The 22,363-nt window shown below is 72.7% G+C and carries 12 protein-coding genes; 7 read left to right on the plus strand and 5 right to left on the minus strand.

Features of this window, described 5'->3' with window-relative positions:
- Positions 1-3: 3 nt before the first annotated feature.
- Positions 4-1,842, minus strand: coding sequence for a serine/threonine-protein kinase (locus K7C98_RS12655; RefSeq protein WP_224191878.1), 1,839 nt, complete (start codon positions 1,840-1,842; stop codon positions 4-6).
- A 218-nt stretch (positions 1,843-2,060) separates the two neighbouring features.
- On the opposite strand from K7C98_RS12655, the gene K7C98_RS12660 reads away from it, so the two are divergent.
- Positions 2,061-3,929 carry a flavin monoamine oxidase family protein gene (locus K7C98_RS12660; RefSeq protein WP_224191879.1) on the plus strand — a complete coding sequence of 623 codons (1,869 nt, stop codon included), beginning with the start codon at positions 2,061-2,063 and terminating at the stop codon, positions 3,927-3,929.
- Between the two features lie 48 nt (positions 3,930-3,977).
- On the opposite strand, the gene K7C98_RS12665 is transcribed toward K7C98_RS12660, so the two are convergent.
- On the minus strand, positions 3,978-6,941 hold the full coding sequence (locus K7C98_RS12665; RefSeq protein WP_224191880.1) for a M16 family metallopeptidase: 2,964 nt from the start codon (positions 6,939-6,941) through the stop codon (positions 3,978-3,980).
- Between the two features lie 282 nt (positions 6,942-7,223).
- Between K7C98_RS12665 and K7C98_RS12670 the strand changes: the two genes are divergently transcribed.
- The 3 genes from K7C98_RS12670 to K7C98_RS12680 all read left to right on the plus strand — a co-directional run bounded on the left by K7C98_RS12670 (position 7,224) and on the right by K7C98_RS12680 (position 16,228).
- On the plus strand, positions 7,224-8,261 hold the full coding sequence (locus tag K7C98_RS12670) for an esterase/lipase family protein (protein ID WP_224191881.1): 1,038 nt from the start codon (positions 7,224-7,226) through the stop codon (positions 8,259-8,261).
- Between the two features lie 269 nt (positions 8,262-8,530).
- Complete coding sequence (locus K7C98_RS12675) at positions 8,531-9,982, plus strand: FG-GAP repeat domain-containing protein (protein WP_224191882.1); 1,452 nt, start codon at positions 8,531-8,533, stop codon at positions 9,980-9,982.
- Positions 9,983-10,612: 630 nt separating this feature from the next.
- On the plus strand, positions 10,613-16,228 hold the full coding sequence (locus K7C98_RS12680; protein ID WP_224191883.1) for an AAA family ATPase: 5,616 nt from the start codon (positions 10,613-10,615) through the stop codon (positions 16,226-16,228).
- A gap of 62 nt (positions 16,229-16,290) precedes the next feature.
- Here the strand turns inward: K7C98_RS12680 and K7C98_RS12685 are convergent, their stop codons facing one another.
- On the minus strand, positions 16,291-18,120 hold the full coding sequence (locus K7C98_RS12685; protein WP_224191884.1) for a sodium:solute symporter family transporter: 1,830 nt from the start codon (positions 18,118-18,120) through the stop codon (positions 16,291-16,293).
- A 332-nt stretch (positions 18,121-18,452) separates the two neighbouring features.
- Here K7C98_RS12685 and K7C98_RS12690 point away from each other — a divergent pair, with 332 nt between their 5' ends.
- The 3 genes from K7C98_RS12690 (at position 18,453) to K7C98_RS12700 (ending at position 20,909) form a co-directional block, all read left to right on the plus strand.
- On the plus strand, positions 18,453-19,640 hold the full coding sequence (locus tag K7C98_RS12690) for a serpin family protein (RefSeq protein ID WP_224191885.1): 1,188 nt from the start codon (positions 18,453-18,455) through the stop codon (positions 19,638-19,640).
- Between the two features lie 97 nt (positions 19,641-19,737).
- Positions 19,738-20,049 carry a hypothetical protein gene (locus K7C98_RS12695; protein ID WP_224191886.1) on the plus strand — a complete coding sequence of 104 codons (312 nt, stop codon included), beginning with the start codon at positions 19,738-19,740 and terminating at the stop codon, positions 20,047-20,049.
- Entirely contained in the window at positions 20,037-20,909 is an 873-nt protein-coding gene (locus tag K7C98_RS12700) for an MBL fold metallo-hydrolase (RefSeq protein WP_224191887.1), read from the plus strand. The genes K7C98_RS12695 and K7C98_RS12700 overlap by 13 nt, the downstream gene beginning before the upstream one ends.
- Before the next feature lie 14 nt (positions 20,910-20,923).
- On the opposite strand, the gene uvsE is transcribed toward K7C98_RS12700, so the two are convergent.
- A complete protein-coding gene (uvsE, locus tag K7C98_RS12705) occupies positions 20,924-21,838 on the minus strand; it encodes a UV DNA damage repair endonuclease UvsE (protein ID WP_224191888.1) in 915 nt (304 codons plus the stop codon).
- Between the two features lie 202 nt (positions 21,839-22,040).
- Positions 22,041-22,363 (minus strand): putative immunity protein (locus K7C98_RS12710; protein ID WP_224191889.1); only part of this gene is annotated, 323 nt, incomplete at its 5' end.

Here is a 22,363-nt window from a genome sequence, read left to right on the forward strand (position 1 = left end):
GACTCACGGCAATGCGAGCACCAGCCGCGCTCCGTGCTTCAGCCCGAGCGCGGCCGGCGTCACCCCGCCCTCGAGCTCCGCGCGCGCCAGCGTCCGGCCCGTCTGCACCACCCGGAAGCTCCAGCGCTCGCCGTACTCGTCGGCCCGCAGCTCGCGCGGCACGGCGGCCCGCAGCGCCGCGCCGAGCTCGTGCATCGCCCGATAGCGGCCGAGCACGAACCGCTGCGTCCGCTCGAGCGGCGCCGGCGACAGCGGCGACAGGTCGAGCGACAGCTCGCCGCCCGCCCGCACCAGCGCCTCGCCGCCGTCGGGGATGACGAGCCGCAGCGTCGCCAGGCCCGGGCACGGCGCCGCCAGCAGCACGCGCGCGAACGCCTCGACCACGGCGACGATCCCCGACCGTCGCCCCGCCCCGGGCGCGCCCCAGAACAGCGCCGGCACGGCCAGCGCCGCGATCTGCAGGCGCTCGACCAGCGCGAGCGTGTTGGCGGCGAACACCTCGCTCCACTCGCGCATGCGCAGCACCCCGATCGCCTCGCTCGCCATCGCCGCGAACAGCACGCGCCCGGCCGCCAGCCGCCCCCCGTCGAGCGGATACAGGTGCCCGGGCGAGCGCGCCCGCAGCGACATCACCGCGGCCGCGACCTGCGGCCCGGCGAATTCACAGACCCGCTGCGCCATCGATCGCGGGCTCGGCCCCACCCCGGCGATCGGGCAGACGATCGCCTGCTCCTGCGCCACGCACAGCTCGCCGAGGCCGATCACCAGCGTCGTGCCGCCCGGCAGCGGGTAGCGCTCGTCGTCCCAGCTCTGGCGCGCGTCGACATAGATCGCCGTCATGGCCGCGATCTCCCGGCACGTGTCGGCCACCGCGCGGGCGGACGCCGGCTCGCGCCGCGACGGCGCAGCCAGCTCGGTCGGCGCGAACGCCTCGTCGTCGCGCGCGGCCCCGACGATCGGCAGCGGCGCCACGCCCCCGGGCGCGGCGGCCAGCAGCGCGGCCGCGAAGCTGCGCGCGTCGGCGAAGCGCTCCTCGGGCCGCCGGGCCAGCGCCGTGCGGAAGAACCCCTCGAGCGCCTCCGGCCACGCGAAGCCCGGCGCCGCCTCGGCCAGCGCGCGCGCCGGCGCGTGCAGCAGGTTGTTGAGGAAGTGCAGCTCGTTGTCCCCCTGCACCGGCGCCGCGCCGGTGAGCAGGCGAAAGACGATGACCGCGAGCGAGTACAGGTCGGCGCGCCCGTCGACGCTCGCCGGGTCGTGCGCCTGCTCGGGCGCCATGTAGCGCAGCGTGCCGAGCCACGCCCCGGTCGCCGTCAGCTCGCGCACCCCCTCGGGCCCGCCGCGCAGCTTGGCCAGGCCGAAGTCGACGATCTTGATCACCTGGGCCTCGCCGTCGCCGGTGCGGAAGCAATTCGACGGCTTGAGATCGCGGTGCACGACCCCGAGGTCGTGCGCGGCCTGCAGCCCCGCCGCCACCTGCCCGGCGATCGTCGTCACCGCCGGCCACGGCAGCCGGACCTCGCGCTCGAGCGTGCAGTCGAGGCTCTCGCCGGCCAGCAGCTCCATCACGAGGTAGGGCAGCCCGCCCGGCTCGGCCCCGAAGTCGAGCAGCTTCACCACGTGCGGGTGGTCGATGCGCGCGGCCGCCTGCGCCTCGCGGCGGAACCGCTCGCGCGCCTCCGGCCGCTCGCGGTGGCGCTCGTTCAGCAGCTTGATCGCCACGCGCCCGCCGGTCGCCGCGTCCTCGGCCGCGTACACGTCGCCCATCGCCCCGCCGCCGAGCCACGCGTCGAGCCGGTAGCGGCCTGCGAGCAGCCCTCGATCGTCGCGCGGTGCGTCCCTCACGGGTTCCAGGATACCCGGTCGCGCGGCGCCGAACGAATCTGTCCCTCGGGACATCTTATGCACCGACCCACGCGCAGTTTCGCCCGCCGGGCGACCGCCACTCCTCGCATTCGCGATCGCCCGCCCGCTCGCACACTCGGCGCAGCGTTCGCCGTGGCGCCTGCCTCATGCGCCGGAGCACGTGCAACCCGCAGCGGCTCCGCTATGGACAGCGCGCAATGACGACGCTGGGGCGCAGACAATTCGGCAAGCTGAGTGGATGGTTGGCGCTGGGCGTCGCCTGCGACTTCGAGCAGCGGGGGGCCGAGCCGCAGCTGGACGGCGATCGCTGGGACACTGCGATGAAGGTCGCGCGCGACCTGCTGCTCGTCGGTCCGGACGGGCGCGACCTCAAGCTCGAGTATCTCAAGATCTTGATCGACGACGGCCTGCCGCCGGCCGAGCGGCCGCGCAAGGTGCTCGTCCTCGGCGCCGGGATCGCCGGCCTCGCCGCGGCGACGCTGCTCAAGCGCGCCGGCCACGACGTCACCATCCTCGAGGCCAACGCCAACCGGATCGGCGGGCGGATCAAGACCTTCCGCGCCACCGACCCGCACGACCCGCCGTTCGCCGACCCGGAGCAGTACGCCGAGGCCGGGGCGATGCGCCTGCCCGACTTCCACCCGCTGACGATCGCCCTGATCGACAAGCTCGGCCTGCCGCGGCGCCTGTTCTACTACGTCGACGTCGTCGCGCCGACCCCCACCTCGGTGCCGCCGGTCGTCTACAAGTCGTTCACCGGCGAGGTGTGGCAAAACGGCCCGCTCGCCCCCGCCTTCGCCCCGCCCGACCAGGCGCTGCGCACCTGGATCGCCGTCAACGGCGAGCGCGTGCGCCGCCGCGACTACGCCGACGACCCGGAGGCGATCAACGACAGCTTCGGCGTCATGGGCACCGACGCCGGGCGCACCGCCGCCGAGCTGTTCAACGCCGCGCTCGACCCGGTCCGCGACTACTTCTCGGACGAGCTGCCCGACGGCACGCGGGAGAACAAGCCGACCGCCGAGTGGATCGAGGGCTGGGCCCAGGCGCTGTACGACTTCGACGGCTGGTCGATGTACCGCTACCTCACCGAGTACGCCATGCTCGACACCAGCGCCGTCGACGCCATCGGCACCATCGAGAACGCGACCTCGCGGCTCCCGCTCGGGTTCATGCACACCTTCATCGGCCGCAGCGACATCAACCCCGGCGCGCGCTACTGGGAGATCGACGGCGGCTGCTGGCGGCTGCCGTACGCGCTGGAGCCCGAGCTGCGCGACCAGCTGGTGATGAACCGCCGGGTCGTGCGCATCGAGACCGGCGACGGCGTCGCCGGGCCGGCCGTGCGCGTCGAGACCGTCGACGAGGCCGGCGACCCGACCGGCGAGTACACCGCCGACCTGGCGATCGTGACGATCCCGTTCTCGGCCCTGCGCCACGTCGAGATCGAGCCGCCGCTGTCGTACGGCAAGCGCCGCGCGATCATCGAGATGCACTACGACTCGGCCACCAAGATCGTGCTCGAGTTCAGCCGCCGCTGGTGGGAGTTCACCGAGGACGACTGGCACAAGGAGCTCGAGGCGATCCAGCCCGGCCTCTACGACGAGTACGAGAAGGGCCTGGTCACCCGCGTGTTCGGCGGCGGCTCGGTCACCGACAACCCCAACCGCACGATCTACTACCCCTCGCACGCGATCCCCGGCGCCCAGGGCGGCGTCCTCCTCGCCTCCTACACCTGGGCCGACGACGCCTCGCGCTGGGACGCGATGGACGACGACGACCGCTACGCCTACGCCCTGCGCGGCGTGCAGGACGTCCACGGCGACCGCGTCGAGGCGTTCTTCACCGGCCGCGGCCAGACCCAGAGCTGGATGCGCGACCCCTACGCCTTCGGCGAGGCCGCCGTGTTCATCCCCGGCCAGATGCTCGAGCTCCACCCCTTCGTGGCCACCCCCGAGGGTCCCCTGCACTTCGCCGGCGAGCACACCTCGCTCAAGCATGCGTGGGTCGAGGGCGCGCTCGAGTCGGCCGTCCGCGCCGCCATCGAGGTCAACCAGCGCGGGTAAGACATGCTCGACAGGACATGCTTCTTTGAACATGTCCCATCAAACACATCACTCCCCCGCCGGGAACTCCCCGAACGAGAACAGGCTCGCCGGCTCGACCTCGACGATCGCCGCGAGCCGGCGCAGGCCGTCGAGGTCGACGCGGTCGCGGTTGCCGACCAGGCTGACCACCGGCGGGCGCTCGGCGTAGCTGCCGGCGAACGCCTGCAGCGCCTCCGGCGTCAGCCGGTCGAGCTGCTCGCGGAGCCACGGGCGCGGGTCGCGGCGCTCGCCGAGGTCGTCCCAGCGGGCCACCATCCACACGCTGTGGCGCGGGTCGACGCGAGCGCCGCGGAGCTCCTCCTCGACGGCGATCCGCGCGCTGCCGAGGCGGTGCTCGTCGAGCGGCCGGCGCAGCAGCTCGAGGAACGTCTGCAGCGCCTCGGTCGCCTTCTCCGACTGCGTCTCGAAGCCGCCGCGCAGCAGCCACGCGTCGCGCGGGCGCTCGCCGGGGAACAGCCGCACCGACGCGTCGTAGACCAGCCCCCGGGCCTCGCGCAGCTCCTGGAACAGCAGCCCGTTCATGCTGCCGTCGAGGTACTCGTTGAGCAGCCGGGCCGACGGCCTGCGCTCGCGCGACTGCGGCGCGGTCGGGATGCCGACGACGATCGACGACTTGGCGACCTCGCGGTGGGTGAAGTACAGCGTCGGCGCCGCCACCTCGCGGAAGCGCCACGCCGCGCGCGCACGGACCGTGCGGTGGCGGTCGCCGAGGGCCAGCGCCTTCGCGGCCGCCGCCGCCGTGCGCGGCCCGAAGTAGAACGTGCGGTGGCGATGGTCGGGGAACTCGCGCAACAGCTCGGCCAGCCGCGCGGGCGTCGCCTCGACCAGCCGCGCGTTGCTCGGCTCGAGCAGGTACGGGCTGTCGGCGCCGAGCAGCGCGTAGTCGGCGAGCGCGTCGGCCAGCACCGCCGGGTCCGCGAGCGCGTGCCGGCGGGTCGACAGCGCGTTGTCGACGATCGCCCGCAGCCGCTCCGCGTCGACGTGCACCTCGCGGAACCACCGCTCGACCAGGCGCACGCTCGCGTCCATGTTGGCGTCGACCCCGTCGATCGTGACCGTCGAGCCGAGCGAGCTGCAGGCGAACCGCACCCGGGTCCCGAGCGCGTACAGCCGCTTCTTCAGCGCCTCCGCCGGCGTCCCGGCGGTGCCCGACTCCGCCAGCACGGCGAGCGCGTGGCACAGCAGCGGCTCGCGCCGCAGGCCGCGCTCGAACAGGTACGTCACCTCGAACAGGTCGTTGCGGGCGTTGCGGGCCGCCACCAGCGGGCCGGCCGGCAGCTGCACGCGGCCGTAGTGCGTACCCTCGACCAGCCACTCCGGCGCCAGCGTCGCGCCCGGCATCGCCAGGATCTGCTCCGCGAAGCGGCTGCGGCGCGTCGTGTCGATCGCGAACGGCGTGATCGCCGGCGTCTCGATGCGCGCGACCTCCGGCGTGCCGCTCCGGCGGTACACCGCGCTGAAGCCCCGCCCGAGGTACTTGTTCGCCGCCCGGATCACGTCCGCGCGGGTCACCTCGCGCAGCCGCCGGTCGCGCGCCAGCACGTCGGCCCACGCGCGGCGCTCGACGAACGCGTCGCGCAGCTTGCCCATGCGCCCCGAGGCCCGCTCGAGCCGGCGCTTCTCGGCCAGCCCGTGGTGCAGCACGATCGCGTCGACGTCGGCCTGCGTGAACTCGCCGCGCTTCAGCCCGGCGATCACCTCGAGCAGCAGCGCCTCGACCTCCGCGTGCGTCTGGCCGGCGCGCAGCGCCGCGTAGGTGACCAGCAGCCCCGCCTCGCGCATCCCGTGCGACCACCCCCCGGCCGCCGGGACCTTCTGGCTCAGCTCGAGCTCGACGTCGACCAGCCCCGTGGTGTCGTCGAACAGCAGGCCCGCCATCACCGCGAGCGCCGGCTCGTCGGGGTGGCCCGCCGCGACCGTCTGCCAGCCGAGCACGACCTCCTCCTGGCCGTCGGCCACGAACTCCGACTGCACGCGCCCCGCGATCGGCGTCAGCGACGCGGCCGGAGGCGGCTGCAGCGGCGCCGGCTGCAGCCGCCCGAGCGTCCGCTCCAGCACCGGCAGCGCCACCGCCGCGTCGATGTCGCCCGCCAGCAGCACCGCCATGTTGTTCGGCACGTACCACCGCTCGTAGTACGCCGCCATGTCGTGATAGGCCGGCAGCTTGAGGTGCTCGGTCTCGCCGAAGATCGTCTGCGTGCCGTACGGGTGGCGCGGGAACAGGTTGCGCAGCGTCGCGTCGAGCTCGCGCTCCCCCGGGTCGTCGAGCGAGTCGTTCTTCTCCTGATAGACCACCTCGAGCTCGGGGTAGAACAGGCGGAAGATCGGGTCCTCGAACCGCTCGGCCTCGAGGGCCGCCCACGCCTCCAGGCGGGTCGCCGGCACGTCGGCGACGAACTCCGTATAATCATGGGAGGTATAGGCATTGATCCCGCGCATGCCGAGCTCGGCCTGCACGCGGTCGAACTCGCCCGGGATCGCCGCCGCCGCGACCTCGACGTTGGCCCGGTCGATCGCCGCCAGGATCTCCTGCCGCTGCTCCGGCGCGCTCGCGCCGCGCAGCTCGCGGTACAGCCCCGCGATCGCGTCGAGGTGCACCCGCTCGGCCGCGTGGTCGAGCGTGCCGAGCTCGTCGGTGCCTTTAAAGAGCATGTGCTCGAGGTAGTGCGCCAGCCCGGTCGAGTCCGCCGGATCGTTGCGGCTGCCGGTGCGCACCACGATGCTGGCCGAGAAGCGCGGCTGCTGGCGATCGGTGCTGACATACACGGTGAGCCCGTTGGCCAGCCGGTGCACCGAGACCTCCATCGGATCGCCGGGCAGCGCCGCGTGCGTCGGCGGCAGCTCGGACCCGGCGAACACGTCGACGGGCTCGCTCGCGGCGACGGCGACCTCGGGCGCCCGCGTCGCGGCGTCGCGGCCACAGGCGACGACGCCGAACAGCACCCCGAAGACCAGCGCCCGGTGAATCATGCGTGCGTCGAGAGAGGGCGTGTGATGACTCGCCGGGTCGTGTTCGTATTCCACCACCGCGCCAACGATCGGCGCGGGGCTTCGCTCCGCGGCATTGAGGGCACCGCTCCCGCGCCGGACATCGCGGCCACTCCTGCAGAGATACACGGATCTCGCCGCACCCAGCAATACGTCCGGAGCCGGCGGTCGCCGCGCCGACCGGCGCCGTACTCGCATTTCGTCGCGTGACCTCGGTCGCGCCGCGGCCTGCCGCTGGAGACATTCGCCGTATCTTCGAAGGTCGTGCTCTCGCTCGATCCGCTCGGCCCCGACGACCTCGGCGAATCACGCGAGCAGGCGCTGCTCGCCGCCCACGGCGGCCGCGGCGTGCTCGCGCCCTACGGCCGCGTCAACCCGCGGATGCGGCCGCTCGTGCTCGTCCACGGCATCAAGGGCCACCCGGGGGAGCTGCGCGCGCTCGCCGAGCGTGCGCGGAGCGGCGGCGAGGTGCAGCCGTATCTGTTCGTGTACGACGACATCGGCCGCTACCTCGACCGCAGCGGCGACGATCTCGCCCGCGCGCTCGCCGAGCTCGCCTGTCACGCGCCGCGGCCGGAGGTCGTGATCGTGGCCCACTCGATGGGCGGCATCGTCGCTCGCTGCGCCCTCAACTCGCTCACCGACCCGCGGTGGTTCCCGCTGTTTTCGCACCGCCGCCTGCGCCGCGGGAAGATCCGCGTGCGCGGCAGCGCCGAGGCCGTGCGCGACGGTCTCCGGCTCGAGGCCGCCTGCGTGGCCGACTTCGCCGCCGTCGATCTGCTCGCCGTCGACACCCCGTGGGCCGGGTTCGCCGATCCCCGCCTCGACCTGCGTCAGCTCTGGCGGCGCGAGCGGGCCTGGGTCGACATGGTCTCGAACAGCGTCGTGTTGACGCGGCTGCACGCCACCGCCCTGCCCGCGCACGTCCGCATTCATCACGTCGAGGCCGACCAGCGCGCCGCCGGCCTCGCCGACGACAAGATCCGCACCCTCGGCGACCTCGACGACGTCGACCTCCTCCGCCTGCAGCGCGCCATCCTCGGCGATCGCTCGGCCCTCGGCGACGACCCGCGCCACCGCAACCTGTTCGCCGCCCTCGCCGCGGAGCGCAGCTTCGCCGCCCTCGCCGCCGACCTGCGCGCGCGCGGCACTCTCGGCCCCGCAGCGTTCCGCGCCGAGCTGCGGCGCGCGGTCCCGCGGCTCGCCGGCAGCCACGGCTCCGTGCTCCGCAACACGGCCCTGTTCGCGCTGCTCGACGAGCTCGTGCGCCGCGGCGCCACCGAAGCGCGCCGGCAGGCGTGAGGCATGGCCGCCCTCGTCCCGTTCCGTCGCGCACGCGAAATCAGCACCTCGCCGACGACCCGGGGACGTCCACGCCTCACAATCTGGCCGCCCTCGTCCCGTTCCGTCGCGCGCCCGAAATGAGTATTCCACCGCCGGCCTGTCGACGTCTCGCTCCGCGTGGTCACAATCTGGCCGCCGTCGCCTCGATCCGTCCCTCCTGCGAAATGAGGATCCCGCCGGCGACCGCGCTTGCGAGCCGCGACGCGCCGGCCAACACTCCCGGGCCGATGCAACTGAAGTCGACGTATACCCACACCCTCGGATGGCTCGTCCTCACCCTGTGCGCCTGTCCGCCGCCCGACGGCGGCGAGCCGGCGACCTCGACCACCACCACCAGTTCGTCCGCCACCAGCGCGTCCTGCCATTCGAGCAGCGGAGAAACGAGCTCCACCACCGGCGACACGAGCTCCACCACCAGCGACAGCACCAGCTCGACCTCCGCGGACTCGAGCACCACCGCCGGCGAGAGCAGCACGAGCACCTCCACCTCTGGTGATTCGACCACCTCGACCTCCGGTGATTCCACCACCGGTGATTCCACCACCACCGGCGGCGCTCCGCCATGCGAGCAGAACTTCGCCTGGGACGACCTGCGCACCTGCTACACCGCCCCGATCGTCTACGACCCCGTCCCCGGCGCCGGCCTGCTGCTCGCCGGCGACGTCGATCAGGACGGCCACGCCGACCTGATCGTCCCCGGCGCGACCGGCGGGATCGCCGTCCTGCGGGGCGACGGCAGCGGTGCCCTCGCCACGCCGGTGCTGACCCCCGTCGATCCGCCGACCGGCGCCGCGGCCGGCGACTTCGACGGCGACGGCAAGCTCGACCTCGTGGTCAGCTTCGCCGGCCCGGTGCCGCGGATCGATCTGCTGCTCGGCGACGGCCTCGGCGGGTTCGTGCTCGAGGACTCGTTCCCGAGCGGTCCCACCGTCGGCACCCACCTGGCCGCCGCCGACTTCGACAACGACGGCGACCTCGACGCCGTCGCCATTCATCAAGGCGTCAGCAACACCGTCCACAAGCGGCTGAGCAGCATCACCTCGAATGCGGGCACCTCCTGGACCTACTCCGATCAGCCGCTGACGATGTTCGTCGCCGACGTCCTGTACAGCGCCTGGGTCCCGTGGTTGGGGATCGGCAGCGTCGACGGCGTGCACACCGACGTGATCGTCGCCACCGACCGCAGCGTCGAGTCGCCCCGTCAGCTGCGCAGCGACGGCCTCGGCGGCTTCACCTACCTGGGCCCGCTGCACCCCGGCAACGGCCTCGTCGGCGGCGGCCCGGTCGTCTTCGTCGACTTCGAGGGCGACGGCGACAACGACGTCGTCTCCGCCGACCGCTACGGCACCCTCCAGATGCGCTCCGCCGTGAACCTCGGCGGCGGGGCCTGGAGCCCGGTCGTCCTCAGCCCGCTGTTCGAGACCGGCAAGCGGCAGATGGCCCTCGGCGACCTGATCCACGATACCCGCCCCGACGTCGTCTACACCGCCACCGACGGCCAGACCATGGCCCGCACGATCGAGGTCGACGGCACGATCGTGTCCCCGGGACCGCCCGGCTTCCAGCTCGGCTACGCCCGCGGCTTCGTGCTGACCGACCTCAACGAGGACGGCCTCTCCGACTTCGTCTTCATCTCCATCCCCGCCGGCGACGCGCTGTCGGTGCGCCTGTCCGAATAGCCAGGTTCACTCGCGATCGAGGCGACCGCAGTCACATGCCCGAACGGACATGTCCCAAAAAAACATGTCCCGTCGGCACATACCGACGCCCGCTGCGCGATTCGACGAGCGCCGCGCTCTCGGTTAATCATCACACGTGAAGGCGACCCCTTCGCCCGTGCCGGCGATGGCGTCGCGGGCGGACCGCGGGCGCCCCGTCTCCGACGACACCGCGGCCGCGGGCGAGGGCGCCGCGTCTGTCCCGCCTCGTCGAGGTCGACGGGCTGAGCCGCGCCGGACGCCTCACCGTTGCCGCCCACGCCGGCCAGGAGGTGCTCGCGCGGGCCGTCGCCTTCACGCCGGCGATCGCCGCTGCGGCGGCGGCGCTCGCCGTCATCGACCGCGAGCCGCGGAGCCGAGCGGCGATTGCACCGACCCGAACGCGCCTTCGACTCGCGCGCCGCGGCGCGGCTTGCAAAGCTCTCCTGGCATGCAACAGTCATCCGGCACCGCAGGTCCGGTCATGCCGAGGGCGCGCGACATCATGGCCCGTGCAGTCCTGGCGCCGCCCGACCCGCCGGACGAGGCCGCCGAGCCCAACCGTCATCGGGCAGAGCCCGGCGAGCGTCTCGCTCGTCTCGGATCCGCGCGATGACCTCGCCCCCTCCGTACACCATCACGAGCTCTCTCTCCCACGGCGGCAGAGCCGTCGTCTATCGCGCGATCAGGAACGCCGACGGCTGCCCCGTCGTGATCAAGGTGCTCGATCCGCGGCGCCGCCGACCGCAGGACCTCGAGCAGCTCAAGCACGAATTCGAGATCGGCACGCGGCTCGCCTCCCCGGCCGTCGTCAAGCCGCTCGCCCTCGAGACGTACGAGGGCATGCCGGCCCTCGTCCTGGAGGACTTCGGGGGAGTGGCGCTCGACGCCTTGCTCGGCGCGCCGATGGCGGTGGACCGCTTTCTCTCGCTGGCGATCGGCATCGCGCGGGCCGTCGCGGACGTCCACCGGCGGGACGTCGTCCACCGGGACCTCAAGCCCGCCAACATCCTCGTCAATCCCGCGACGAGCGAGGTCAAGCTCGCCGACTTCGGGCTCGCGTCCCGCCTCCCGCGCGAGCAGCAGCCCGTGCGCCTCATCGAGGGTTCGTTGCCCTACCTGTCGCCGGAACAGACGGGACGAATGAACCGGGCGATCGACAACCGCGCCGATCTCTACTCTCTCGGCGTCACCTTCTATCAGATGCTCACCGGAGAGCTCCCCTTCGCCGCGGAAGATCCGCTGGAGTGGGTCCATTGTCACGTGGCCCGCGCTCCTCCGTCCCCCGCCGAGCTCGTCCCCGGGCTGCCCGAGCCCCTCACGCGCGTCGTGCTCAAGCTCCTCGCCAAGACGCCCGAGGAGCGCTACCAGAGCGCCGGCGGTCTCGCGGCCGATCTGGAGCGCTGCCGGACCCAGTGGCAGGCGTGCCGGCGGATCGAGCCGTTCCCGCTCGGTCGCGACGACGTCTCGGACCGCTTGCTGATCCCGCACAAGCTCTACGGACGCGAGCGGGAGACCGCCGCGCTGCTGGCCGCATTCGACGCCGTGGCGGCGACGGGCGCGTCGGCGCTGGTGACCGTGTCCGGCTATTCGGGGGTCGGCAAGAGCGCCCTGGTCACGGCCTTGCACAAGCCCATCGTCGAAAAGCGCGGGTATTTCATCGCCGGCAAGTTCGACCAGTACAAACGCGACATCCCCTACGCCACGCTGGCCCAGGCCTTCCAGGGTCTGGTCCGCCAGATCCTGGGCGAGAGCGAGGCGAGGATCGGGCGCTGGCGAGACGCCCTGCGCGAGGCGCTGGGCGCGAGCGGTCAGCTCATGGTGAACCTCGTCCCCGAGCTCGAGCTCGTGATCGGGCCCCAGCCCGAGGTCGAGGAGCTGCCGCCCCAGGAGGCGCAGCACCGGTTTCAGACGGTGTTCCGGCGGCTCATCGGCGTGTTCGCCCGGGCCGCGCATCCGCTGGTGCTCTTCCTCGACGACCTGCAATGGTTGGACGCCGGGACGCTGGCCCTGCTCGCCGATCTGGCGACCCACCCGGACGTGCATCACCTCCTCCTGGTCGGGGCCTACCGCGACAACGAGGTCGACCGCAGCCACCCGCTGACGCGCAGCCTCGCGGCGATCCGCGAGGCGGGCGGCATGGTGCGAGAGATCGTCCTGGCCCCGCTGGCCCTGGAAGACGTCGAGCGGCTCGTCGCCGACGCGCTCCACGGTCCGCCCGAGCGGGCCCGGCCGCTCTCGCGCCTGGTGTTCGAGAAGACCGGCGGCAACCCGTTCTTCACCATCCAGTTCCTGACGACCCTCGCCGAGGAGAAGCTCCTGCGCTTCGACCCCGGCATCGGCGCCTGGACCTGGGCCCTGCCGCGCATCCACGCCAAGGGCTACACCGACAACGTCGTCGACCTGATGCTGGCCAAGCTCGCTCGCCTGCCGGAGGACACGCAGGGCGCCCTGAAACAGTTCGCCTGCCTGGGAAACACCGTCGACTTCAAGACCCTCGGCCTCGTGCTCGAGCGGCCGGCGGAGGCGATCCACGCCGCCTTCTGGGCCGCCGTGCGGGCGGGCCTCGTGTTCCGCCAGGACGAGGGCTACATCTTCCTCCACGACCGGGTTCAGGAGGCCGCCTATTCGCTGATCCCCGAAGCATCGCGCGCCGAGACCCACCTGCGCATCGGCCGGATCCTGGCCTCGCGGCTGACGCCTGACGAGATCGCCGAGAAGATCTTCGATGTCGTCAATCAGCTCAATCGCGGCAGCGACCTGGTCGAATCACAAGAGGAGCGGGAGCGGATCGCCGGGCTCAATCTCATGGCCGGCAAACGCGCCAGGAAGGCGACGGCCTATGCATCGGCCCTGACCTACCTCGCCGCCGGCGCGGCGCTGCTCCCCCAGGACCGCTGGGAGCGCCTGTACGGGCTCACCTTCGCGCTGGAGCTCCACCGGGCGGAATGCGAGTTCCTGACCGGCGCGCTCGAGGCCGCGGAGCAGCGGCTGGCGATGCTCCGGGGTCGGGCCGAAACCGTCGTCGACCAGGCGGCCGTCGCCTGCGTGCGCCTGGATGTGTACATGAACCTCGATCGGAGCGACCGCGCCGTCGCCGTCGCCCTCGATTACCTCCGCCATGTGGGCGTCGACTGGTCGCCGCATCCCACGGAGGAGGAGGCGCGACGCGAATACGAGCAGCTCTGGTCCCGGCTCGGGAAGCGCGCGATCGAGGCGCTCATCGACCTGCCCTTGATGACCGACCCCGCATCCCTCGCTACTCTGGATGTCCTGACCAAAGTCGCCTCGCCTGCGATCCTCACGGATGTGCGGCTGTTCGCCCTGGTCGCCTGCAGGGCCGCGAATCTCAGCCTCGAGCGCGGCAACAGCGATGGTTCGTGCCTCGCATATCCCAACGTCGGCATGGTCGCCGGGCCGCTCTTCGGTCACCCCGCGGCTGGATTCCGCTTCGGCCAGCTCGGCTACGAACTGGCCGAACGACGCGGCCTGAAGCGCTTCCAGCCCAGGATCTACATGGTCTTCGGGACGATGATCATGCCGTGGATGAGGCACGTCCGGGCCGGCCGGGACCTGGCGCGTCGCGCGTTCGAGACGGCGAACGAGACCGGAGACGTCACCTTCGCCGCGTTCGCCTGCTACCAGCTGAACAGCATCAGGCTCACGGCCGGAGATCCGCTGGTCGAGGTGCAACGCGAGGCCGAAAACGGCCTGGCATTCGTGCAGAAGGTGCGGTTCGGCTTCGCCGCGGACATCGTCGCCACGCAGCTGCAGTTCGTCCGGATGCTGCGCGGCGCGACGCCGACGTTCGGCTCCTTCGACGACGGGCAGTTCGACGAGCGCCGGTTCGAGCGCCATTTGGCCAGCAACCCGGCGCTCGCGCAGGCCGAGTGCCGCTACTGGATCGAGAAGCTGCAGGCGCGCTTCCTCGCCGGCGATCCTGAAGCCGCCCTCGCGGCCGCGCCGCGAGCGCGACGGTTGCTCTGGACATTGCCGTCATTCATCGAGACGGCCGACTATCACTTTTACGACGCGCTGTCCCACGCCGCCGCCGGCGCCGCCGCGGCGGCCGGCCAGCGGCAACAGCATGTCGAAGCGCTGGCCGCCCACCACGAACAGCTCGAACGATGGGCTCAGCACTGCCCGGAGAACTTCGAGAACCGCGCGGCGCTGGTGGGCGCGGAGCTCGCCCGCATCTCCGGCCGCGACCTCGAGGCCATGCACCTCTACGAGCGGGCCATCCGCTCGGCCCACGACGCCGGCTTGGTGCAGAACGAGGCGCTGGCCGACGAGCTGGCCGGCCGCTTCTATCTCGACCGCGGCCTCGACAGGAACGGCCTCGCCCATCTCCGCGACGCACGCGCCTGTTATGCCCTGTGGGGGGCCGACGGCAAGGTCAAGCAGCTCGACCGACAGCATCCTCGCCTCTTCGAGCCGAGGACCCTCGCGCCCACCGCCACCGTCGCGGTCCGCCCGGTGGAGCTCGACCTCTGGTCGGTGACCAAGGCCTCGCAGACCATCTCGAGCGAGATCGTCCTCGACAAGCTGGTGCGCACGCTGCTCTCGATCGTGCTCGAGCAGGGCGGCGCGCAGCGGGCTTGCCTCGTCCTGTGCCGGGGCGAGAGCCTCTCGATCGAGGCGGAGGCGATCCTCGAACCCAGGGGAGTGATGACGACCGTCCTCGAGCCCATGCCCGTGGATGGTTCCCAGCGGATCCCCGCGTCCGTCGCCCACTATGCGCACCGGACGAAGGAGCGCGTCATCCTGAGCGACGCGGCCGCCGACGCCGACAAGCTCGCCGGCGACGACTACTTCGACCGGCACCGACCCAAGTCGATCCTCTGCCTGCCGATCCTGCGGCAGGCCGAGGTGGTCGGCCTGCTCTACCTCGAGAACAACCTCCTCGCCGGCGCCTTCACGCCCGATCGGCTCGTCGCGCTCTCGCTGTGCGCCACGCAGGCGGCCATCTCCCTCGAGAACGCGTTGCTCCTGCAGCGCGCCGCCTTTTTGGTCGAGGCCGGGAAGATCCTCTCCGCCTCCCTCGATTACGAGCAGACGTTCGACCGCCTCGGGCGGCTGTGCGTGCGCTCGTTCTGCGACTTCTGCCTGATCGACATCGTCGAGGCCGGGGCGATCCAGCGCGTCTCCGGGGCCCACAAGGATCCCGCGAAGGAGCGGTTGCTCGAGGAGCTCGAGCGGCGGTATCCCCCTCGCTGGGACTCGCCCCACCCGGCAGCCGTGGTCCTCAGGACGGGTGCGCCGCTCCTGTTCCCCCGGCTCCCCGACGAGCGCATGCGAACGACCACCGTGGACGCCGAGCACAAGCGGTTGCTCCGCGAGCTGGGAGCGCAGAGCGCCATGGTGGTCCCGCTCGTGGCGCGCGGGGAGACGCTCGGAGTGCTGACCCTCGTCTCGGCCGTCCCGGGCCGCTACGGCCGCGCCGATCTCGAGCTGGCGGAGGAAGCAGCGTGCCGCGCCGCGACCGCGATCGACAACGCACGCCTCTACCGCGCCTCCCAGGAGGCCGTCCGCGCCCGCAGCGAGTTCCTCACCGTCGCTTCCCACGAGCTGCACACGCCGATGACCTCGCTCATGCTCGCGCTCGAGTCGTTGCGCCGGGCGACGCTCTCGGGCCGGCCCTTCGATCCGCAGACCATCGACAGGCTGGTCGTGCTCGCCGAGCGGCAGGGAGCCCGGATGACCAGGCTCACCAACGATCTGCTCGACGTCTCGCGGATGGAGGCGGGGCCGCTGGCGCTGGAGCTCGCGGACGTCGACCTCGTCGCCCTCGTCCGCGAGGTGGCCGAGCGCTTCGAGATGGACCTCGCGCGCGCCCGCTGCCCGCTGTCGATCGACAGCGGGGCTCCCGTCGTGGGGAGATGGGATCGCGAGCGGCTCGACCGCGTCGTGACCAACCTGCTCGCCAATGCCATCAAGTTCGGGGCCGGCGCCCCGATCGAGCTGTTCGTCCGCGGGGAAGGCGGCGTGGCGCAGCTCGCGGTCCGGGATCACGGCATCGGCGTCGCTCCGGAGCAGCGCGAGCGGATCTTCGGCCGCTTCGAGCGTGCGGTGTCGGAGAAGCACTACGGGGGCCTGGGCCTCGGGCTGTACCTCAGCCGCAGGCTCGTCGAGGCGCACGGCGGCTCGATCCGTTGCGACAGCCTCCCGGGCGCCGGGGCCACGTTCATCGTCGAGCTCCCGGTCGCCGTCGCCGGTGAGTCGCCGTGAGGGCGCGCCCGCACATGATCACGAAGACATGTCTCATTCGACATGTCCCCACACTCCTGTGATCAATCGCCGCGCCGCCGCGACCACAGCACCAGCCCCCCCGCGATCGCCAGCGCCACCACCGCCCCGAGCCGTCCCTCCCCCGGCAGCGGGAACAGCAGCCGCACCGACCCGTAGAGCGCGAGGTACAGCCCCAGCCCCTCCCGCACCACGCGGCCGAGCCCGCGCGCGAGCTCGCGCCGCGACGCGCGAGGTTCCTCGCCGAGCGCCGTCGCGGTGCGGCCCCAGAAGCCGGGCGGGCGCACCCGGCGGTAGAACTCGGCCAGCACCGCCGGCTCCGCCCGCGGGGTGCACAGCGCGACGCCCACCGTGATGCCGGTCGACGCGATCGCCATCAGCGACAGGCGCAGCGGCACCTCGTCGCAGTGGAGCAGCAGCACCGGCGCGAGCACCAGGCTGGCGGCGATCGCCGCGAACTCGCTCCACACGTTGATCCGCTCCCACGTCCACCGCAGCAGCAGCACCGCGCCGATGCCGGCGCCGAACAGCAGGCTCATGTGCCAGGCCGCCTGGATCGATCCGATCCGCGCCGCCAGCGTCAACGCGACGACCACCAGCGCCACGTTGGCCGCGCGCGCCACCCACACCAGCTCGCGCCCCGACGGCTTGCGCCCGCGCAGCGCCTCGCACCACAGCCGGCCGTAGACGTCGTGACTCCAGTAGCTCGCGCCCCAGTTGAGGTGCGTGTCGATCGTCGACGCCAGCGCCGCCAGCATCGCCACCAGCATGAGCCCGCGCGCCCCGGGCGACAGCAGCAGGTCGATGCCCTGCACGAACGTCTGCTCGCGCGCCGCCACGTCGACCGCCCCGGGCCCGGGCGGCACGATCACCAGCAGCCCCAGCGCCACGATCACCCACGGCAGGCTGCGCAGCACGATCTGCAGCCACGCGAACATCACGCCGGCGCGGCGCGCCTCGGCCTCGTCGGTGCAGGCCATGCAGCGCTGGGCCAGGTAGCCGGTCCCGTCGGAGCTGGCCTGGAACAGCCACGGCAGCGCCAGCACCACCAGCAGCGCCGGGCCCAGCTCACTACCTGGCCCGAGGGACAGCCAGCGCTCCGCCTGCGCGGCCCCGTGACGGGCCACCAGCGCGTCGACGATCCCGCCCGGCCCGCCGAGGTCGACCAGCACCACGCCGGCGTAGATCACCGTGCCGACGATCATGATCGCCAGCTGGGCGATGTCGGTGGCGACGACCGCCCGCAGCCCGCCGGTCATCGAATAGAGCGCGGTGAAGCCCATCAGCACGACGACGCTGATCAGCGCGTCGGCGCCGGCGACCTCCGGCGCCACCGTGCTGCTCGCCACGAACCCGCCGGCGAACTCGCCGACCGCCCGCGCGAGCGGATCGATGAAGCCCGCCGGCAGCCACGCGTGCCACGGCAAGAACACCTCGGTGAAGCGCACCGCGCCGACCAGCACCATCGCCAGCGCCGCGCTGTTGAGCACCCCGCCGTAGTAGAGCGCCTTGCAGGCGCGCAGCGCCAGCGAGCCGCGGCCGCCGTAGCGCTGCTCGACCAGCTCCGCGTCGGTCAGCACCCCCGCGCGCCGCCACGGCCCCGCGAACACGTGCGCCAGCAGCAGGAACGACAGCCCGTAGATCCACAGCAGCCACAGCGCCCCGAGGCCCCCGAGCGCCACCAGGCCCGTGACGAGCAGCGGCGTGTCGGCCGCGAATTGCGTCGCCGCCATGCTCGCGCCGGCCTGCCAGCCGCGCAGCGTGCGACCGGCGAGGAAGTACTCGCCGAGATCGCGCGAGGCCAAGCGCCGCGCCCGCAGGCCTGCGTTCACCGAGTAGGCGACGAAGGCCAGGACGAGGACGAGGTCGAGCACGCGCCGCGAGGTTTGGTCCGGGCCGGCCCCGGCGGCAACTGCCGCGTTCACCCGCCGCGCGCGCAACGGGGGCGCACCGGTGAATGTTGGGTGTTGCCATTGTCTTCTGCTGCCCCCGACAGTGCCGGTGGCTCGCCGCACGCGCGCTCGTGCGCGGCGTTCTGCGGCAAGATGTCCGGGTGATGTCGCAGCGAGCCCCTCGCATCCTCGTCGTCTGCCTCGCGTTCGCCGGTTGCGACACCGCGGCGAAGCCCGCGCCGGACACGGCCGTCAGTGCACCGGCCCCGACGCCTCCGCCCCCCGCCGAAAAAACCGCGCCGGCGCCCGCCCCCGTGAAAGCGGCCGAGCCTGCCGAGCCGCCGCCCCCGCCCCCGCGCGTCGCGACCGAGCTCAAGCCCGTCGTCGTCCGCAGCATCAACGAGCTGACCATCGACCTCCAGCGCAAGCTCGCCAAGCAGCCCGGCAACCTGCTCGTCTCCGGCATGAGCGTCGCCGTCGCGCTGGCCCAGGTGCACGCCGGCAGCGGCGGCGCCACGGCCAAGGAGCTGGCGAAGGTGCTGAACATCGATGCCCCCGCCGCCGACGGCCTGCACGCCGCCTTCGCCGGCATGCTGGCGCGCTGGACCCACCCCGACGGCAACATCACCCTCACCGCCGCCAGCCGGCTGTTCGGCGAGCAGAGGTTCGCGTTCAAGCCCGAGTTCATCGACAGGACGCGCACCGTGTTCGCCGCGGCCCTCGAGCCGCTCGACCTCGCCGCCGGCGACCTCACGGCCGCGCGCGCGCGGATCAACGGCTGGATGCGCGATCGGACCGGCGACCACATCGACGAGGTCGTGCCCGCCGACGGGCTCGCCGCCACCACCCTGCTGCTCGCCGCCGACGCCGCCTACTTCAAGGCCGACTGGCAGGAGCCCTTCGACGCCTCCGCCACCACCGACCAGATGTTCCACGGCGTCGAGCACCGGCGACCGGTGCCGATGATGCACGCCGTGCAGCGCCTGCGCCTCGCCTTCGGCCTGGCCGGCAAGATCCGCGTGCTCGAGATCCCCTACAAGGGCGGCGAGTACAGCATGGTCATCCTCCTGCCCTCGAAGCGCGACGGCCTCAAGGCGATGGAGAAGAGCATCAGCGCCGCCAAGCTGCAGAGCTGGCTCGACGCCGCCAAGCCGATCTCGATCGACCTCAAGCTGCCGCGCTTCACCCTCGACAGCCACGTCGACCTCGGGCCGGCGCTGTTCAAGCTCGGCGCCGCCCGCGTGTTCGACCCCAAGAAGGCCGACCTGAGCGCCATGGCCGGCGAGAAGAAGCTCGCGCTGTCGGCCGTGCACCACCGGGCCCGGCTCGCGGTCGAGGAGCGCGGCTCCGAGGCCACCGGCGTGCCCGCGATCGAGATCGCGGTCGGCAACGCGCCGGCGCAGTCGATCCCCTTCGTCGTCGACCACCCGTTCCTGTTCTACATCCGCGACACCCGCAGCGGCGCGCTGCTGTTCTACGGCCGCGTCACCGACCCCGCGTGACATGCGAGCGGGCGCACATGCCCGGCCTTCGATCGGTCGGGTGCGTCCGGGCGCCGCACCCGCGTTTTCGCCGCAGGACCCGTGCTAGCTTGCCGCCATGGTCGACACGCCGTGTATGCAATGCACCCGCTGTCAGCGCGCCGTGGCGGTCGAATACGAGAACTCGCCGGCCGCGCGGCGGTGGTGGAAGCTGTACTTCACCGTCCCGCTGTTCCTGCTCCCCGCCTCGCCGTTCCTCGCCGCCGACTTCGCCGTCTGCCTGCCGTTGATGATGGCCTACATGGTCGGCGTCGGCCCGGTGCTAGCGATCGTGCGCGAGCAGCCGACCTGCGGCGAATGTGGCGCGCTGATCCTGCAGGCGGAACAGGCGGGCCGGCCCGCGCGTTCACGCGCCGAATGCGTGCCCTGATCTTCGCCCTCACGCTGGTCGCCTGCCACGGCGGCCGCGAACCGCGACCCTCGTCGGACGACGCCGGCGAGCGCACCCCGATCGCCCTGACCTGGTTCGGCGTCGCCGGCTGGCAGCTCGACGCCGGCCCGACCACCATCCTCGTCGACCCCTACTTCTCGCGCCCCGACCTCGACGCCCCGCTCGTGCCCGACCCCGCGGCCATCGCCGCCCGCGCCCCGGCCCGCGCCGACCTCGTCGTCGTCGGCCACTCGCACGTCGACCACGTGCTCGACGCCCCGGCGGTCGCCGCTGCCACCGGCGCCCAGCTCGTCGGCAGCGAGAGCACCGCCCGCCTCGCCCGGGCCAGCGGCCTGCCTGCCAGCCAGATCGTCGCCGTCCGCGGCGGCGAGGACATCGCCCGCGACGGCTGGTCGGTGCGCGTCATCCCGAGCCTGCACTCGCGCATCGGCGACGAATTCCTCGGCGGCCAGATCGCCGCCGAGCCGCAGCTGCCGCTGCGCTTCGACGGCTACGCCGAGGGCGGCACCCTCGCCTACCTCGTGCGGGTCGCCGGCCACCAGGTGCTGTTCCTCGGCACCGCCAACTTCATCGAAGCCGAGCTGACCGGCCTGCGCCCCGACGTCGCCGTGATCGCCACCGGCCTGCGCGAGAAGGTCGACGACTACACCTGCCGCCTGATGCGGGCGCTCGGCCAGCCGCCCCTCGTCTACACCAATCACTTCGACGACTGGCAGGGCCCGCCCGTCGACGAGCCCGTCAGCGACGACCTGCGCGCCTTCGTCGACGAGGTCAAGCGCTGCTCGCCGCGGACGAAGGTGGTCATCCCGCAGCACTTCGTGCGCATGGAAGTGCCGTGAGCGCAGCGGCGGCGCTACGCCGCCAGTCGCCGCTCCTGCGCCCGCACCCACGCGAGCAGCCGCAGCACCGCCTGCTCCTTCGCCTTGGCCTCGACGTCCATCGTCAAGCGCCGCCCGAGCCAGCAGCGCGGCACGTCCTCCGGGCGCACGTGGTCGTCGTGCAGCTGCGGCCGCGTCGCCGTCCACCCGCCCTTCGGGCTCGACACGTGCGTCCACGGCTCGCGCGCGCCCCAGGTCGCCGCCGCCAGCTCCGTCGCCGCCTCCACGCTCAGGTGGTCGGGCAAGCAGCGGTGGTGGTGAACATCGTAGACCAGCGGCAATCCGGCCCGCTCGCACAATGGCAGCAGGTCGGCGACCGTGAACACGCGGTCGTCGTTCTCGAGCACGACCCGCGCGCGGGCCCGCGGCGACAGCCGCTCGAGCCCGCGCTCGAGCCGCGCCAGCGCGCTCGCCTTGTCCGGCTGCCCCCCGCCGCCGTGCAGCGTGATCTGCTCGGCGCCCACCAGCTCGGCCATGCGCGCCTGATGCTCGAGCTCCGCCAGCGAGCTCTTCACCACCTCCGGAGACATCGAACCGGGCACCACGAATTGATCGGGGTGAAAGCTCAGGCGGACGTCTCGCGCCTGCGCCGTCGCGCGGACCTCCGCCAATTGCCGCTCGAGCCGCCCCCACGTCGGCAGCTCTTCCAGCGCGTAGCCGACCTCCGGGTGCGTGGCGAGCGGGAACAATTGCGAGGAGATCCTGAACGCCCCGACGCCCCGCTCGGCGCACCACGTCACCGCGCTCGCCAGGGCCGCCGCGTTGTCGAGCGCGAGCTCGCCGAGGAACAGCCGCTGCGCCGCGCGCAGCTTGCCGCCGACGAACCGCGCGGTCGTGGCGCGGAACTTGATCGACCCGTCGAGGAACGTGCAACACAGCCCGAGGCGCATGCGCCCGAATGTGGGCACTGCCGCGCAGCGCGACAACCGACGTCACCCCGCCGCGCGCCGGCCCGCGCGTGACTTGCCCGTCGCGCGGCCCGGCCCTCGATTCAGCGGCCTCGAGTGTGCACAGTGCCGTGCACGCTCGGCGGTGAATTCGCCGACCCCCGTGCGACCACGATCGACCTCCGACTTTGCGGGCCCCGCAACGTCAGCTCCGGCGCGGGCCCTTCACGGCCGCCTGCAGGTGCTCCGGCAATTGCAGCTGCTGCCAATCCCGCTCGCTCGCGGTGCGCTCGGCCGCCTCGCGCGCCGCTGTGTGCGCGACCGCCGAGACCGCATAATTCGCCGCATGGGCCGCGTGCGCCGGCATGTGGGCCGACGCCGCCGCATGGCCCGCCGCGTGAGCCGCCGCGGACGCGGCGGGATCCTCTGCGGCCTCGCGTGCGGCCTCGTGAGCGGCGGACGCGGCCGTACGCGCCGCGCCCGCCTCCAGCTCGCCGCCCAGCCACGCCCGGGCCGCTTCGACCGCGC

This window comes from Nannocystis pusilla, from assembly GCF_020073745.1.
Lineage (GTDB): Bacteria > Myxococcota_A > Polyangia > Nannocystales > Nannocystaceae > Nannocystis > Nannocystis radixulma.